The organism is Aeromicrobium jepli (assembly GCF_047246605.1).
Taxonomy (GTDB): Bacteria; Actinomycetota; Actinomycetes; order Propionibacteriales; family Nocardioidaceae; genus Aeromicrobium.
The window spans coordinates 166846-181900 of the sequence record NZ_JBFOKO010000002.1 but is presented as its reverse complement, the minus strand read 5'-3'; the positions used below and the strand labels follow the sequence as shown (position 1 = coordinate 181900).

Below are 15055 nucleotides of genomic sequence, written 5' to 3'. Positions count from 1 at the left end.
TGTCAGCGCAGGCCGATGGCGTCGGCGAACAGGGCGTACCCGACGAAGGCCACGACATCGAGGATCGTATGCGCCACGACCAAGGGCATGACGCGGCCCGTGCGATGGAACCACCAGCCGAACACGACGCCCATGAGGGCGTTGCCGACGAACTGCCCGAAGCCCTGGTAGAGGTGGTAGCTGCCGCGCAGGACGGCCGAGGCGGCGATCGCCGCGGGGACGCCCCAGGAGAGCTGCCTGAGGCGGGTCATGAGGTAGCCGACCACGACGACCTCCTCGAGAAGCGCGTTCTGCAGCGCGGCGAGGAGCAGGACGGGGACGGTCCACCAGTGCAGGAGCTCCGGAGCCGTGACGATCTCGGCCGTGACGCCCAGCGCGCGGCCGCCGAAGTAGACGCCCAGTCCCGGCAGGCCGATCACGGCGGCCAGTCCGGCACCTATCGCGAGGTCGCGCCACGGCCGGCGACGGTCGAGGCCGATACGGGCGAAGACCGGGGGAGCGTCGCGGTCGAGGCTCAGCAGGTACAGCGCGAGCGCGACGGGCACGAGCGCGAAGGCGATGCCCACCACCTGGTAGGTGAGGTCGAGCCACGGGACGACGTCGCGGGACTGGTTGAGGCCGGCGGTGGCGTCGCGCAGCCGGCCCTCGCTGAGCTTGCGGACGAGGCTGAGGACCGCGTAGACGGCGGACTGGCCGAGGGAGAGGCCGAGGACGATCCAGACCTCGACGCCCAGACGCCGGGTCACGCGATCACAGGTCGTTCGTGGCGAAGGTGTCGCACTGGTTCAGGTTGCCGGACTCGTAGCCGGTGATGAACCAGCGCTGGCGCGACTCACTGGAGCCGTGCGTCCACGAGTCCTGGTTGACCCGGCCGCCGCCGAGCTCCTCCTGGATGTGGTCGTCGCCGACCGCCGCCGCCGCGGAGAGGGCGGAGTCGATGTCGTCGCGGGTCAGCGGCTGGATGAGCGTGTTGCCCTGGTCGTCCTGGGTCTGGGCGGCGTGGTGGGCCCAGACGCCGGCGAGGCAGTCGGCCATGAGCTCGATGCGGACGCCGCCGCTCTGCGGGCCGGTCTGGCCGTCCTGGCCGCGGGCCAGGATGCCGAGGATGTTCTGGACGTGGTGACCGTACTCGTGGGCGACGACGTACATCTGCGCGAGGTTGCCGCCGTCGGCGCCGAAGCGGCTGCTGAGCTCGTCGAAGAACGAGGCGTCGATGTAGACGCGCTCGTCGGAGGGGCAGTAGAACGGGCCGGTCGCGTTGGACGCGGTGCCGCACGGCGACTGCGTGGCGCCGGAGTAGATGACGGTCTGGGCCTCGCGGTACTGGCGGTTGATGTCGGCCGGGAGGGCGTCGGACCAGTAGTCCTGCGTGCTGTTGACGGTGCCGATGATGCGGCAGACGTCGTCGCGGTTGGCGTCGGCGCCGGTCTTGCACTGGCTGACGTCGATCGACTGGGACTGCGAGCCGCCGGTGAGGATCTGGTTGACGTCGAAGCCCGAGCCGGTCGAGCCTCCGCCGAGGGGGTTGCCCCCGAGGAACGCCACCAGCAGCATCAGCAGGAGGCCGCCGACGCCGCCTCCGACGATCGCGCCGCCCTTGCCGCCGGTGACCTGGCTCGTGTCGAGGTTCGCTCCCTCGTTGAACGTCATGCTCGGATTCTAGGGTTGGTCCATGACTGACGCGATGGCTCCGGCGCTCGGCGTGCTCGGCGACGACCAGGAGCGACGGGCCGGACTGCGGCGCATGCGCACGCTCGCCACCTCGCTGCTCGCGGTGGCGGCGGTGGTGTTCGCGCTGACGCACGGTCGCGACGGCTTATGGGGGTACGCCAACGCGGCGTCCGAGGCGGCGATGGTCGGCGCGATCGCCGACTGGTTCGCCGTGACGGCGCTGTTCCGGCACCCGTTGCGCCTGCCGATCCCGCACACCGCGCTCATCCCGCGCAAGAAGGACCAGCTGGCCGCGAGCCTGCAGGACTTCGTGGCCGAGAACTTCCTGCGTGAGGACGTGATCCGCGAGCGGATCGCGACGGCTCAGCCCGCCGAGCGCGCCGCCCGCTGGATCATGACGCCCGGCCGCGCGCACCGCGTCGTCGACGAGGCCTCGCGTGTCACGTCCGACCTGCTCGGGCGGGTGAAGGAGGACGACGTCCGTGCAGTCCTCACCGAGATGGTCATCCCGCGGATGGCCGAGGAGCCGCTGAGTCCCGCCATCGGCCAGCTGCTGACGGAGGTGCTCGACGAGGGCGCGCACCACGGCCTGGTTGACCTCGGACTCGACGAGCTGACCGGGTGGCTGCGCGAGCACCCCGAGCGCATCACCGACCTCATCAGGCAGCGCGCGCCGGACTGGTCGCCGCGGTGGGCCACCAACCTGGTCTCGGAGCGGCTCTTCCGCGAGGCGATGCAGTGGCTCGAGGACATCCGTGACGATCCCCGGCACGACGCGCGGCGGACGCTGGACCAGTGGCTGGTCGAGCTGGCCGACGACCTGCAGCACGACCCCGACACGATGGCCCGGGCGGAGCGGCTCAAGGAGCGCCTGCTCACCCAGCCCAAGGCGGCCGACACCGCGGTCCGCCTGTGGGACTCGTTCCGGCGTGGCCTCATCGACGCGCTGCGGGCCGAGGACGGCCTGCTGCGCCGGCGGATCGTCGAGGAGATCGAGCGGCTGGGGGAGCGGCTGCAGTCCGACCCCGCCTTGGCCGACCGCGTCGATCGCGCCGCCGGCGACGCGGCCGCCTACGTCGTCAACCACTACGGCGCGGAGATCGCCACCGTCATCTCCTCGACGGTCGAGCGCTGGGACGGCGACGAGACCGCCGAGCGCATCGAGCTGTTCGTCGGCCGCGACCTGCAGTTCATCCGCATCAACGGCACGGTGGTCGGCGGCCTGGCCGGACTCGTGATTCACGCGGCATCCCAGCTGCTGTGACGGGTCGGGTGGGCCCGGTGGTGGGGTGCGCGAGGAGGGTTTGCTAGAGTTCAGTGCTGCAGGAAAACGCACCACGTCCGGGTGGCGGAATAGGTAGACGCGCTAGCTTGAGGTGCTAGTGCCCGGTTACGGGCATGGGGGTTCAAGTCCCCCCTCGGACACACATGCGAAGTGGCCCCTGATCTGCGGAAACGCAGACGGGGCCACTTTGCATTTGCGGCCATGGCGGCACCATGGCGGCACATGGGCTCCCGCGGGGCACACCGATGACACCTAACGAGGGTCAGAGGAGCACCCGAGATGGCATGGATTCAGAAGCGACGCAGGACCGATGGCGGACTCTCGGTGCGCGTCGAATGGCGGATGGGTGGAGGTCGCAGCGGGGTCCGTCAAGACGAAACCTTCAGCGCGGGCACCGACGCGCAGAACCTCGCGCGCGCCGAAGGCTTCAAGAAGATGGTCGAAGCAGCCGGCAACCGCTGGCCCGACGGCTGGGTCAAGGGTGAGGGGTTCGTCCGATCGCCCGCTGACCACTACGTGCCGCCGCCGTACTTCGCCGAGGTGGCCGAGGAGTACGTCCGCCAGATCGTCGACCTGTCGCCAGGGCAGCGCAAGCGCTACCTGTCGCAGGTGAAGGTCTTGGCACGCACAGAGGTCCGCGGCGCGCGAATCTTCCACCGCCGGGTCGACGCGATCACCGAGAAGGACATCAAGGCCTGGCTGATCGACTGGGACCGCTCCATCAAGACCAAGGCGAACTACCACGGCCTGCTCTTCGGCATCTTCACCTACGCCAAGGAGGAAGGCCAGGTCGACGTGAACCCGTGCGCGCGCACCGCGCCCAAGCGCTCCAGGATCCGCCAATCTCAGGCCGACCTGCGCTTCCTGACCGAGGACGAGTTCCGCATCACCGCCCAGCTCGCGGCCGACGCCAAAGACCTGCTCACCCTCACCGTCGGCACCGGCCTGCGGTTCGGCGAGGTCACTGCCCTGTGGTGCAGCGACATCGACCTCGAGCACGGCACCGTCCGGGTCAACAAGGCGTGGAAGCGCGACGGCGAGGACGGCGAGACCGAGACGCCCGGATGGCTCAAGAAGCTCGTGCGGCCCAAGCACGCCATGCGCGGACATCACCTCGGCAACCCCAAGACCCCGAAGTCACGCCGCTCCGTCGCGATCGCCCCAGCGCTCGTGGAGCTGGTACGACCGCTCGTGGAGGGTCGACCGGCTGACGACGTGGTGTTCCTCTCGCCGACCGGACTGGCGATCCACAACAGCGACTTCTACGAGCGCGTGTGGCAGCCGCTCCAGCGCGATCTTCAAGCTTCCGGGATCGCGCCGTTCCGATTCCACGACCTGCGCCACACCCACGTCGCCTGGCTCATCGCCGGCGGCGCACCACTGCCACACATCCAAGCTCGCCTGGGTCACGAGTCGATCACCACGACCATCGACACCTACGGACACCTGCTGCCGGCCGGCGACGAACTGATCTCCGAGATCATCGAGACCGCCCTCACGGGCGGACGCATCCGGCCAGTCATGCGGCTCGTCAGAGGTGACAGATGAGTAGTCACAAGTGCGAACGCCCGGTCGATGCCCGTCGGAGCACCGCGACTTTCGACGGATGCTCGAGTACCGGCTGCTCGACCTCCACGGCACCTGATTGGAGACCGTCGCAAGCAGGCAGAGAGCGCCGCTCAGGACGTGCAAGACCAGGTACATCGGTTATTGTTGATCGGCGACTCGACGGCCCATCTCACCAGAGACAAGGGTTCGCTCCGGTGGATCTCTTAGCGCGTGTCGTACTCGGGTGGAAGGTTCTCGGGAATTTGCCGGCGGTGGTTTGTCGTAGTCGAAGCCTGTTCGCGGGCACGCTCCTCGCGCCTCATCAGGAGGGCCCCGGCCGCCGCCCCCGTGACGATCACGATGTCGGCGAAATTTCCGATGAACAGATTGCCGTAGGCAAGGAAGTCCACGACGTGTCCACGGGCGAATCCTGGTTCGCGGAACAGCCGGTCGCTGGCGTGAGAGGCTGCAGCGCCGCCCAGCGCACCGACCACGAGCGTCCAACCGAGCTGCCGGACGCGAAATGCGAAAACCACTGCGACGACCACGGCGGCGACAGAGACCAAGGCGAACACCCACGTGAACTCTTCGCCGAAGGAGAACGCCGCGCCCGGGTTGTACGCCAGTTGAAGGCCGAACAGGCTTCCAACCAACGGCGTCCGCTCACCCTCGATGAGAGTGCTCTCGGCCCAGCTCTTGGTCCACTGATCGACAAGAACGACGAGTCCGCCAAGCAGGAGGGCCGTCACCGCGAACCGCCAGCGACGCCCACGGTGCACCCCTGCGGCCGAATCCTGATTCGCCCTCGGTCGACGGGTCATCCGATGACCTCGAAGAAACGGGTGATGACCCCGGACTCGATCAGGATGAACAGGCCCAAGCCGATGAAGACTGTTGGCACGAGCCAGTGCTCGATGCGCTCCAGCGCCTCGGTGACGACCTCGCGGGTTCCGATCAGTCGTCCAGCGGCGCACCAAACGGCGACGAGGACGAGGAAGACCGCAATCATGACCGCGACGTCGGCGGGGGCGCTGGTGCGAAAAATCGGCGTGTAGAGCGAGATGTTGTCGGCTCCGTTGGCGATTGTTATCCCGGCGACGGTGAACAGCCCGGCTGCGAGGGTCAAGTCGTTGTCGTCGCCGTTGCGCTTGCGGAGCAAACCGCGGATGAGCGTCCAGATGCCGATGCTGAGAGGGATCAGTCCGAGCAGTCCGACCCATTGATCCGGCACGATCGTCAAGCCGAGCGCGGCGACCACACTGATCGCGACAAGCGTGATGAATCCGAGGTATTGCCCCCCGATGATCTGCCACGGGCGCGGACTCCCGTTGCGGGAGGCGAGGAACAGCACGGTGAGTACCACGATGTCATCGATGTTGGTTGCCGCGAACAGGCCGATGGCCGAACCGACAGTCGTCAGCATCAGCCCTCCAGTCGCGGCGTGGCAGTGCGGGCGGCGCGCAGCCCGTTGAGGATCACGATGACCTCCGCGATCTCGTGAACCAGGACCACGGCGGCGAGCCCCAAGACACCGAACAGTGCGAGTGGAAGCAGTGCGGCGATGATCAGCAGCGACAGGATGATGTTCTGGTTGATGATGCGCCGTCCACGCCGCGCGTGTTCGAATGCCCGCGGGATAAGGCGCAGATCATGGCCCGTGAAGGCAACGTCGGCGGACTCGATCGCCGCGTCGGAGCCAGTGGTTCCCATGGCGATGCCGATGTCCGCGGCGGCGAGAGCCGGGGCGTCGTTGATGCCGTCGCCGATCATGGCGACCGACCCCGATTCGGAAAGCTCGGTGATCGCAGCGGCCTTGTCCTCGGGTCGGAGCTCGGCGCGGACATCGTCGATCCCGGCCTGCGCGGCGAGAGCTCGAGCGGTTCGAGCGTTGTCGCCGGTGAGCATGGTCACGCCCACTCGGTGATCGAAGAGGGTGCGCACAACGTCGGGAACTTCGGGGCGCAGCTCGTCGCGAACGCCGATCGCGGCGACCGGGGCGCCGTTGCGGTGGACGATCACGACCGTCATGCCCTGCGTTTCCAGATCCTGGACACGCGCGCCGAGCTCTCCGGCGTCGAGCCAGCGCGGGCTGCCGACAGTGATCTGCGAACCGTCGACGGTGCCTTCGATGCCGTGTCCCGCCTGCTCGGTCACCTCCGCAGACAGGGGAACGTCCTGGCTGGCGGCCGTGATCGCCGCGGCGAGCGGGTGCGTGCTGTGCTGCTCCAACGCGGCAGCCCAACCCAGTCCCTGAGCCTCGATGATGCCCTCGACCACCAGGACCGCGGTGACGGCAGGCTCATTGCGGGTGAGAGTGCCGGTCTTGTCGACGGCGACGTGGCGGACGGTGCCGAAACGTTCGAAGGCCGCGCCGGACTTGACGATCACGCCGAACTTGCTGGCCGCACCGATGGCGGCGACGACCGTCAGCGGGACGGAGATCGCCAGCGCACAGGGAGACGCCGCCACCAGCACGACGAGGGCGCGAGTGATCCACACATCTGGGTCGCCCAAGATCGATCCGAGGAGCGCGACGAGCGCAGCAAGGATCAGGACCCCTGGGACGAGGGGGCGCGCGATCCGGTCGGCGAGCCGGGCGCGGTCGCCCTTCTCCGCTTGCGCCTGCTCGACCAGTTCCACGATCGTGGTGAGCGAGTTGTCAGTGCCGGCCGCAGTGGTCTCGATCTGCAGCGCGCCAGCACTGTTGATCGCCCCGGCTGACACCGGGTCACCCGGCTCGACCTCGACCGGGATCGACTCACCGGTGATTGCTGAGGTGTCCAGGCTCGACCGCCCTGAGCGGACGAGTCCGTCCGTGGCGATCCGCTCGCCGGGTCGGACCATCATCACGTCGCCGACGACCAGATCCTTGGCTTGGACCTGCTCCGCGACACCGTCACGGAGAACCGTCGCCGTCTCGGGCACGAGCTTGAGCAACGCCCGCAGCCCTCCGCGCGCCCGGTCCATCGCCTTGTCCTCCAAGGCCTCCGCGATCGAGTACAAGAAGGCCAGCGCCGCGGCCTCCTCGACGTAGCCGAGAATGACAGCGCCGATCGCGCTGATCGTCATCAGCAGCCCGATCCCGAGCTTGCCCTTGAACAGGTTCCGGATCGCGGCAGGAGTGAAGGTCGAGGCGCCCAGCAGTAGGCCGACCCAAAAGAGCGCCAGGGCCGGAGTCTCCGCCCCGGACCACTCGGCGACCAGGCCGAGGAGGAACGCCAGACCCGAGAAGACGGGCACCATGACCCCTCTGTCCTTCCACCACGGTCGCTCCGTGTCCTCGAACTCCTCGCCCGTCGTGGGGACAGACTCGTGCTCGCACCCACACGCCGCGCTCATGCGCCCGCTCGCGTCTCGCAGCAGCCCGCAACGGTGCACGTCGAGTCGACGCACGGCGCGTGAACGTCCACAGCCAACGTCACGTCCACCACGGCGACAAGGGCGGCGGCGAGATGGGGATCGGCAATCTCATAGCGTGTCTGACGACCCTCGGCCTCGGCCACCACGATGCCGCAGTCGCGCAGACACGTCAGATGGTTCGAGACGTTGGAGCGAGTCAGCTCCAACTCGCGCGACAGCACGGCGGGATAGCTCGGTCCCTCGAGCAGAGTCATCAGGATGCGGGAGCGCGTTGGGTCGGCCATGGCACGGCCGAGCCGGTTCATGACGTCGAGTCGTGTAGCAATGGTCAGCACTCGCTGAACTATACACTGAGCGCTGACCATTGAGACGAGAGGTCCGAGTCGGATGTCCGTGACTGCGCGCTCTGCACCAGGCCATATCTCCATGCGCTCGGGAGATCCTGTCGGATTACGGGACGATGCGCCGGGCGATCAGTCGGGCGTCCGCGCCCACGTTTCCCAGTAGCGCTGAGCCCCTGTTGCGAAGCCACGAGTCTCCGAGGACGTACAAGCCCGCGATCGGAGTTCGTCCGTCCTGCTGATCAAGAGTGCCGTCCGCGCCGACGACCGCTTCGGGCAACCATCCGAACCCGTTGCGATAGCCAGTAGCCCAAATCACCGACTCGAATCTGCGGTCGACGCCGTCGGCGAACGAGATCCTGTCGCGGTTCCCATCCACCGCACGAGGCAGAAGGTGGACGCCTCTCGAGGCCAGGTCGACCAGGCCTGGGCCCACCACCAACTCGCGCCGAGAGATGCGGCGTCCAACGCGACCGTCGGACGGCACCGAGAGCACCCCCGTCAGTTGCAGCCACCTGAAGAGGTCGACTCCGAGCAGCCGGTGCGGAAGGCGCGGTTGTGGAGAGCCTTGGGCGATTGACACACATCGATGAGCCGAGAGCTCCCTGGCGATCTGGATCCCTGTATTGCCGGAGCCGACGACGAGGACCGGACCGTCGGAGAGTTGGTCAGGGTTCCGGTAGGCGTCGCTGTGGAGGTTGACTCGGTCGACGGCTGTGGCGTTAGCGAAGCCGGGGTACTGGGGGATCACGAAAGGCCCGGTCGCCGCCACGACCGCGCGAGCGCGCAACGATCCCGTCGACGTTTGAAGGACCAGGGAGTCGTCCCGCTGTGGGTGGACGGAAACGGCGCGCGTATCCCACTTTGGCTCCACGCCCAGGCTCGCGCGGTAGAGGTCGAGGTAGTCGGCGACATCTTTCGATGACGGGTGGCGCCGCTGAGCCCCTGGCATCCGAAGCCCAGGTAGGTGAGTGTGCCAAGCCGGCGTGAACAGGGTGAGTGAATCCCAGCGGCGACGCCAGGAAAGCGTCTGCGCGGATCCTGCGTCCAGGACTACGAAGTGCTCGGCTGGCCGGAGGCCCCGCTCGAGCAAAGCATGTGACATCGCCAGTCCCGCCTGCCCTGCCCCCACGATGGCGACGGGAAGCGACTCCGGCGGGGACGTTGGTGACACTGCGACTCCTTCTGGACTGGCGATACGGGGACGCCAGTACTATTCAACATAGTAGACGCCTCCGTGCGCGCTGAATCGAGACTACACAATTGAGTGAATTCAGGATCCGATGTACTATCAGTTCATGAACGTTGCAGCCTCTACCGCTCTGGATGCGCTCGCTCGGTTCGGTCACGCCCTGTCCGATCCGACGCGCGCCAAGATCCTCATGTCCCTGCGTGACTCACCCGCGTTCCCAGCGGACCTGGCCGACGCGTTGGACGTGAGTCGACAGTCGATCTCGAACCACTTGGCGTGCTTGCGGGGTTGTGGGCTGGTGGTCGCGGTACCGCAGGGGCGCCGCACCCGGTACGAATTGGCCGATCAGCGGCTGGGTCACGCCTTGGGCGACTTGCACGAGCTCGTCCTGGCAGTCGATCCCGGGCACGGTGTCAGCGGCGATCCCGGCCACGGTGTCAGCGGCGATGCCGGCGTGGAGAGTGATCGGTGATGGGCGCGGGGCACGGCCACGGTGCTGCAGGTCACGCCGGGGGTCGCCACCGGTGGCGCTTGGCCGTCACCTTCGTGCTGGTGTTCGCGTTCTTCCTCGTCGAGTTGGTCTTCGGTCTCATGTCGAACTCGTTGGCCCTGATCTCCGATGCCGGGCACATGTCCGCCGACGTGGTGGCCTTGGGGGCCGCGCTCGTCGCGACGCGGATTGCGACGCGGCTGGACACCACGGGCCGCAAGACCTACGGCTCCTACCGGGCCGAGGTCTTCGCCTCAGGCTTCACCGTGCTGATCATGCTCGGCGTGGCGGCGTATGTCGTCATCGAGGCGATCAGTCGAATTGGCGACGCTCCTGAGGTTGCCACCGGGACGATGCTCGTGGTGGGAGCACTCGGTTTGGTCGTCAACATCGTCTCGATGCTGCTTCTGCGCGAGGGATCGCGCGAGTCCCTGAACGTCAAGGGTGCGTACTACGAGGTGGTTGCCGACGCTGCGGGAAGCGTCGGTGTGATCGCCGCGGGCACCCTGGTGGCCGTCAGTGGACAGCCCATCTGGGACACGCTCGTCGCCGTCGCGATCGGCATCTTCGTTGCCGTACGAGCGGTGGTGCTTGGCCGACAGGTTCTGGCCGTCCTCGGCCAACAGGTCCCCGAAGGCATCGTCGTGGACGAGGTGGTCGAGACGCTCGAAGCACTCCCAGGCGTCGCGGGCGTGCACGACCTTCACCTCTGGACCCTCACGTCCGGTATGAACGTCGCGACCGCGCATCTCGTGGTGGAGAAGGGCTCTGACGGGCAGTTGGTCCTGACCAAGGCCCAAGGAGTCCTGGCCACCACCTATGGGATCGAGCACGCCACGCTGCAGACGGAGCTGGCCCCCACTCAGCAGTGCGAGGAAGTGAGCTGGTGAGGATCCCACTCGAGATCATGATGGAGCAGGGGATCAATTCGGACGGGAGCGAACCCATCGGTTGGCTGGCCGGTATCTACACCCTGGGGCTGTTCATGCTGGTGGGCTTGCTCCTTTGGTCGTTCGTGAGGACGATGCGGCGAGCCCAGCAGCCGTGGCTCGGCGAAAGCGCGACCGACCCTGGGCAGAGCAACGGGGCCAACCGAAACTTCCCGAACGTTCCCCCTGAGGCAGCCGCCAGCGATGTGGCGTCAACGCCCACGACCGCCGATCAAGGCTGAAGCCACGGCTCACGCCGACTCCGCTGCGAAGTCACACGCCCGCGATCGCTGGCAAGGCCACCTCACAGCAAAACCACTCAGTGTGGGGCCGGTGGGGAGACGAGGGGTTTCATTCGCTGGTCGCCCGCCGGCGTCGCTGGTCGCGCTTGATCACCCAGAGCAAGATCGACAGTGGGAGCAGACAAGCGAGGGCGACCCCCACTCCGATCAGAATGGCAGTGCTTCGAAAGTCGCCTCCATTCGATTTTGCGGCAGCGGTCGACGGTTCTGCCTTCGGGGACTTGCTCTCATGAGAGCCGGTGTCTCCCAAGGTTGTGGCCGGCGGGAGTGGCGCCGTGAACCGGATGGTGCCATCCACGGGGTGGCCGTCGGCCGAGATCACCCGGTAGGCCACATCCCACGCGACGTCGCCGGAACCGCGCGGGGGCGGTGGCAATTCCACGTCCGACAGATCCACCGAGACGGTTGACCCGCTAGTCTCCGGGTCCACGACCAATACCCGCCGGGGCGATGTGCCGATGGTGATGCTGACCTTGGAGAACTCGCTGGACATCGGGTCGGTGAACCGCAATTGAATGCGTTCGGGAGTCGTCTGCGCCGTGGAGTCGTCCGCCGGATCGGACGAGATGAGGCCCGTGTGCGCCTGTGCTGGCACGGCAGGAGCGAGCACGAGGAGCGTAACGAAGGCTGCGGTCACTGTACGGACCAGCCACCTACCCCGCGGAGTGCCGAGGAGAGTCCTGGGGGATCGGCAGAAGTGAGGGGCGCGGTCTTGGTTGGTCACGGTTCTTCCTTGAGTTCAGGCGCGACGCTCAGCCATCGGGGCCAGGTGGGCATCGATGGCGCTGGCGTGCAGATGATCTACTAAGAACGATAGTTAATCGGCAATGGCGGCCCCACCCGGGGAGGAGCCGTTCGTCAGCGGCCAGAGAGAGCGGGACTGATCGTCGCCCCGGTACCCGACGCCTCCGACGCAGCAACGACGCCTGTGGTGGAACAGCAGTCGTGCGATTCGCTGAGGCCTCCAGGAATCAGCGACAGGACGACCGGCGTCGCGCCGAGAAGCAGAATGGATGTGGCAAGAATCGTCTGAGCGGTGCGTCCGAGCGGCTCATGGGGGCGCATCAGCCGTCGGGCCCGCAGGATGACATCGGAGCCGGTCGCTGAGAGTCCGTTCGCCGTGGGCACTCGCTGGTTCCTGATGGCCAGCTGATAGAGGGCGCCGGCCAACGATCTACGTTCGTCGGCCCTGGCTGCGTCGTCGGCCTGCAGTTCGGCGAGTAGTGCGAGCTGCTCGCGTGCCACCCGGAAGAAGCCGACGCGCGGGAACGCCCGGTTCAGTGCCCGAGCACGTGCCACGAGTCGAGCGTGCCGGGAGTTCAGATGGGCGTGCTCGTGCCGCAGCACGAGGTCCAGCTGGGCATCGGTGAGCGCTGCGCGTGCACCTGTGGTCACCACTACGGTGTCGTGCGTTCCGGCGCGGCGATTGCCCGGGAGGCAGTAGACGGCGGCGGCCTCGTGGTCGACGTTGAGGACTCCTTGGTGACCCGGCTCTGCCACCAACGCAAGGTCTGCCAGGTGATCGCGGTGGGCGCGCAGGTCGGCCCGCCGCTGAGACCAGAGGGTCGACGTCATCCGCCAGGCGAGGAGGCCCAAGATCGCCAGGCTCACGGTGGTGAGAGTCGCCCATCCCGGGTGGGCGTACTGGCGTTGCAGTTCGATCACGCATGCCCTTGCGAACTCGGCAAGAGCGGCCGCAGCTGAGAGGCCTGGCATGGTGAGGGCCATCATGCCCAGCACGAATGAGACGGTAACGGCCGCGATGGCGACCTGCCACACGGCGATGCCCAAGCGGGGTGCGCGATGCAGCCAAGTCGCCGAGGGCAGCGCATACTGGCACGCCAGCAGCATCGTGGCGAAGAAAGCCAGCAACAGGGCCGCGCCGATCACGTCGTGCCGTCCGGCCTGGTTCGTTCGGGGTTCGAGACCGCATCCCGCAGGGCGTCGAGTTCGGAATCGTCGAGCTGCTCGATGAAACGCATCAGTACGCCCGTACGGTCGCCCCCGTCGGCAAGGACGTGGCCCAGGAGGGCGGCCGTATGGTCCTCGCGGCTGGCGGCGGGCGTGTACAGATACGCCCGGCCCTGGCGCTCTCGTCGAAGTTACCCCTTGGTGAAGAGGTTGTCCATGACCGTCATCACCGTGGTGTAGGCGATCTTTCTGTCGGCGGCCAAGGAACTGTGAATCGAACGAACCGATCGCGGTTCATCGCTCGACCACATCACCTGTATGATCGTCCCCTCGAGTGGACCCAGTCCGTGCATCCGATCTCCTCCGGTACGAACTCCCATCGTAGTGGCGGCCAGCGAAGTGTGAAGCGGCCAGGTTCCCGTGTCGCGTCACGTGAGACACGCGCCTAGGCGGCAGCGCAGCCTCCTCGGCGCCGCGTACTCGCCCGGGTCCGGGCCGCGTCGGAGCGCAGTCACCAGCCAACTAAGATGTCTAGTAGATAGGCGCCAGTCCGCCGACGCCGGACCTCAGGGTCGTAGCGAGAGGTCCGCGGCGCCGCAGCCCTAGTCGCAAAGGAACTTGCATGGTGGCGCACTCGGTCGGTGAGACCGTTGCATACGGTCCTCTTCTGATCGCGATTCCCATCGCCCTGTTGGCGGGGTTGGTCTCGTTCCTCAGTCCGTGCAGTCTGCCTCTCGTGCCGGGCTACCTCGCCTACGTCAGTGGCGCCGCTGGGGCCGAGGTGGTGGGTCCGGACGCGCGCCGCCGATCAGTCGTCGTGATGGGAACGACTCTTTTCGTACTCGGGTTCGCCGCAGTCTTCACCTCCTACGGGGCCCTCGTAGGGGCGCTCGGAAGCAGCCTGCTGGACTACCAGGATGCGCTGATTCGCGTGCTCGGGATCTTCACACTCATCCTGGGTCTGCTGTTCGTCGGCGCGCTCGACTCGCTGCCGTTTCTCTCCAGGACCTTTCGTCCGAAGTTCCAGCCTCGGATCGGACTCGCTGGTGCCCCTCTCCTCGGCGTCATGTTCGGAATCGGATGGACGCCGTGCATCGGACCGACGCTCGCCGCGGTGCTGACGATGGCGACTACGTCGGGGACGGCCGGCCGGGGAGCACTCCTGTCATTTTCCTACAGCGTCGGCCTTGGCTTGCCATTCGTCCTTGCAGCCGTGGGTGTGAGCCGGGCGATGCGGGTGTTCCAGTTCGCCCGGAGGCACACTGTGGCGATCACCCGCTTCGGTGGCGTGATGCTGATCGGTCTGGGCCTCTTGCAGGTGACCGGCCTGTGGGGAGATTTCTTGGCGGAGATGCGTGGCTGGATCGGGACGTGGCAGACGCTCCTGTGATCGTGCGGCCGAGAGGCAGGCCTGCGCGTTCCGGCGAACGCGAACGGGAGCTCGGTCAACTCATACGAGCGTCGACCAGTAAGTCCAGAATCGGGCGCCGATCAGGCCCAACACAAACAGGAACGTGACCAGCAGGACGGGCGCGTGCCACACCTCGGCCCAGCGCGTGACTCGAGCCGCAGCCACTCGTTCCCCGAAGATTCGTGCTCGGGCATTTCGAAGCGTGAGGTACCAGAAGGTAGGGATGATGACGGCCCACACTGCCATGCAGTACGGGCAGAGCGCGCCGATCCGGTAGAGGCTCTGGAACACCAGCCACAAGACGAAACCCATGCCAGCCGTGACGCCAATCTGTAGTCCCACCCAGAACCAGCGCCGGAACTCAGCGCCCGCGAGCATCGCCGCGCCGGTGGTCATCAGAACGGGAAATGCCGCGACGCCCAGGATCGGATTGGGGAAGCCGAACACCGCGGCCTGAGCTGACTCCATGATCGAGCCGCAGCTCAATACCGGATTCAAGCTGCATGACGGGGTGTAGGCGGGATTCTCGGCGAGCTCGAACCGTTCGACGAGAAGGACCGCTGAGGCGAGCAAGCCGATGGACCCGCCAACCAACAACAGCCATGCCATCGCCCC

General features: G+C 67.1%; 16 protein-coding genes, 1 tRNA gene and 1 pseudogene. 7 read left to right on the top strand and 11 right to left on the bottom strand.

From position 1 onward, the window contains the following. Positions 1-2: 2 nt before the first annotated feature. Positions 3-746, bottom strand: coding sequence for a CPBP family intramembrane glutamic endopeptidase (locus tag AB3M81_RS04590; RefSeq protein WP_412902724.1), 744 nt, complete (start codon positions 744-746; stop codon positions 3-5). Between the two features lie 4 nt (positions 747-750). Beyond that, on the bottom strand, positions 751-1650 hold the full coding sequence (gene ypfJ, locus AB3M81_RS04585; RefSeq protein ID WP_412902723.1) for a KPN_02809 family neutral zinc metallopeptidase: 900 nt from the start codon (positions 1648-1650) through the stop codon (positions 751-753). A 22-nt stretch (positions 1651-1672) separates the two neighbouring features. Here ypfJ and AB3M81_RS04580 point away from each other — a divergent pair, with 22 nt between their 5' ends. From AB3M81_RS04580 to AB3M81_RS04570, 3 genes are all read left to right on the top strand, one after another. Continuing rightward, positions 1673-2935, top strand: coding sequence for a DUF445 domain-containing protein (locus AB3M81_RS04580; RefSeq protein ID WP_412902722.1), 1263 nt, complete (start codon positions 1673-1675; stop codon positions 2933-2935). 75 nt (positions 2936-3010) lie between these two features. Next, positions 3011-3096, top strand: a tRNA-Leu gene (locus AB3M81_RS04575). Between the two features lie 139 nt (positions 3097-3235). Next, positions 3236-4504, top strand: coding sequence for a tyrosine-type recombinase/integrase (locus tag AB3M81_RS04570; protein ID WP_412902721.1), 1269 nt, complete (start codon positions 3236-3238; stop codon positions 4502-4504). Between the two features lie 224 nt (positions 4505-4728). On the opposite strand, the gene AB3M81_RS04565 is transcribed toward AB3M81_RS04570, so the two are convergent. The 5 genes from AB3M81_RS04565 to AB3M81_RS04545 all read right to left on the bottom strand — a co-directional run bounded on the left by AB3M81_RS04565 (position 4729) and on the right by AB3M81_RS04545 (position 9337). After that, a complete protein-coding gene (locus AB3M81_RS04565; RefSeq protein ID WP_412902720.1) occupies positions 4729-5253 on the bottom strand; it encodes a signal peptidase II in 525 nt (174 codons plus the stop codon). A gap of 68 nt (positions 5254-5321) precedes the next feature. After that, complete coding sequence (locus tag AB3M81_RS04560; protein WP_412902719.1) at positions 5322-5927, bottom strand: cadmium resistance transporter; 606 nt, start codon at positions 5925-5927, stop codon at positions 5322-5324. After that, positions 5927-7843 carry a heavy metal translocating P-type ATPase gene (locus AB3M81_RS04555; protein WP_412903125.1) on the bottom strand — a complete coding sequence of 639 codons (1917 nt, stop codon included), beginning with the start codon at positions 7841-7843 and terminating at the stop codon, positions 5927-5929. The genes AB3M81_RS04560 and AB3M81_RS04555 overlap by 1 nt, the downstream gene beginning before the upstream one ends. After that, entirely contained in the window at positions 7840-8199 is a 360-nt protein-coding gene (cmtR, locus tag AB3M81_RS04550) for a Cd(II)/Pb(II)-sensing metalloregulatory transcriptional regulator CmtR (protein WP_412902718.1), read from the bottom strand. Before cmtR ends, AB3M81_RS04555 begins: the two co-directional genes overlap by 4 nt. 115 nt (positions 8200-8314) lie before the next feature. Next, positions 8315-9337 (bottom strand): flavin-containing monooxygenase, encoded by a 1023-nt coding sequence (locus tag AB3M81_RS04545; protein ID WP_412903124.1) that lies wholly within the window; start codon positions 9335-9337, stop codon positions 8315-8317. 151 nt (positions 9338-9488) lie between these two features. On the opposite strand from AB3M81_RS04545, the gene AB3M81_RS04540 reads away from it, so the two are divergent. Genes AB3M81_RS04540 through AB3M81_RS04530 form a run of 3 tightly spaced genes read left to right on the top strand, consistent with a single transcriptional unit; the run spans position 9489 to position 11058 of the window. Then, positions 9489-9869 carry an ArsR/SmtB family transcription factor gene (locus tag AB3M81_RS04540; RefSeq protein ID WP_412902717.1) on the top strand — a complete coding sequence of 127 codons (381 nt, stop codon included), beginning with the start codon at positions 9489-9491 and terminating at the stop codon, positions 9867-9869. Between the two features lie 59 nt (positions 9870-9928). Further along, entirely contained in the window at positions 9929-10777 is an 849-nt protein-coding gene (locus AB3M81_RS04535; protein ID WP_489671967.1) for a cation diffusion facilitator family transporter, read from the top strand. Beyond that, positions 10774-11058: a hypothetical protein gene (locus AB3M81_RS04530; protein ID WP_412902715.1), complete on the top strand. Its 285-nt coding sequence runs from the start codon at positions 10774-10776 to the stop codon at positions 11056-11058. The genes AB3M81_RS04535 and AB3M81_RS04530 overlap by 4 nt, the downstream gene beginning before the upstream one ends. A gap of 109 nt (positions 11059-11167) precedes the next feature. On the opposite strand, the gene AB3M81_RS04525 is transcribed toward AB3M81_RS04530, so the two are convergent. The 3 genes and pseudogenes from AB3M81_RS04525 to AB3M81_RS04515 form a co-directional block, all read right to left on the bottom strand. Further along, positions 11168-11755 (bottom strand): copper resistance CopC family protein, encoded by a 588-nt coding sequence (locus AB3M81_RS04525; protein WP_412902714.1) that lies wholly within the window; start codon positions 11753-11755, stop codon positions 11168-11170. Positions 11756-11976: 221 nt separating this feature from the next. Next, entirely contained in the window at positions 11977-13008 is a 1032-nt protein-coding gene (locus tag AB3M81_RS04520) for a M56 family metallopeptidase (protein ID WP_412902713.1), read from the bottom strand. Then, positions 13005-13382, bottom strand: a pseudogene (locus tag AB3M81_RS04515) (BlaI/MecI/CopY family transcriptional regulator). Before AB3M81_RS04515 ends, AB3M81_RS04520 begins: the two are co-directional and overlap by 4 nt. 269 nt (positions 13383-13651) lie before the next feature. Between AB3M81_RS04515 and AB3M81_RS04510 the strand changes: the two are divergent. Then, positions 13652-14419: a cytochrome c biogenesis CcdA family protein gene (locus AB3M81_RS04510; RefSeq protein WP_412902712.1), complete on the top strand. Its 768-nt coding sequence runs from the start codon at positions 13652-13654 to the stop codon at positions 14417-14419. A gap of 60 nt (positions 14420-14479) precedes the next feature. Here AB3M81_RS04510 and AB3M81_RS04505 read toward each other — a convergent pair whose 3' ends face one another. Further along, the gene (locus tag AB3M81_RS04505) at positions 14480-15049 is read right to left on the bottom strand and encodes a vitamin K epoxide reductase family protein (protein ID WP_412902711.1); all 570 of its coding nucleotides are present in this window, start codon (positions 15047-15049) and stop codon (positions 14480-14482) included. Positions 15050-15055: the final 6 nt, after the last annotated feature.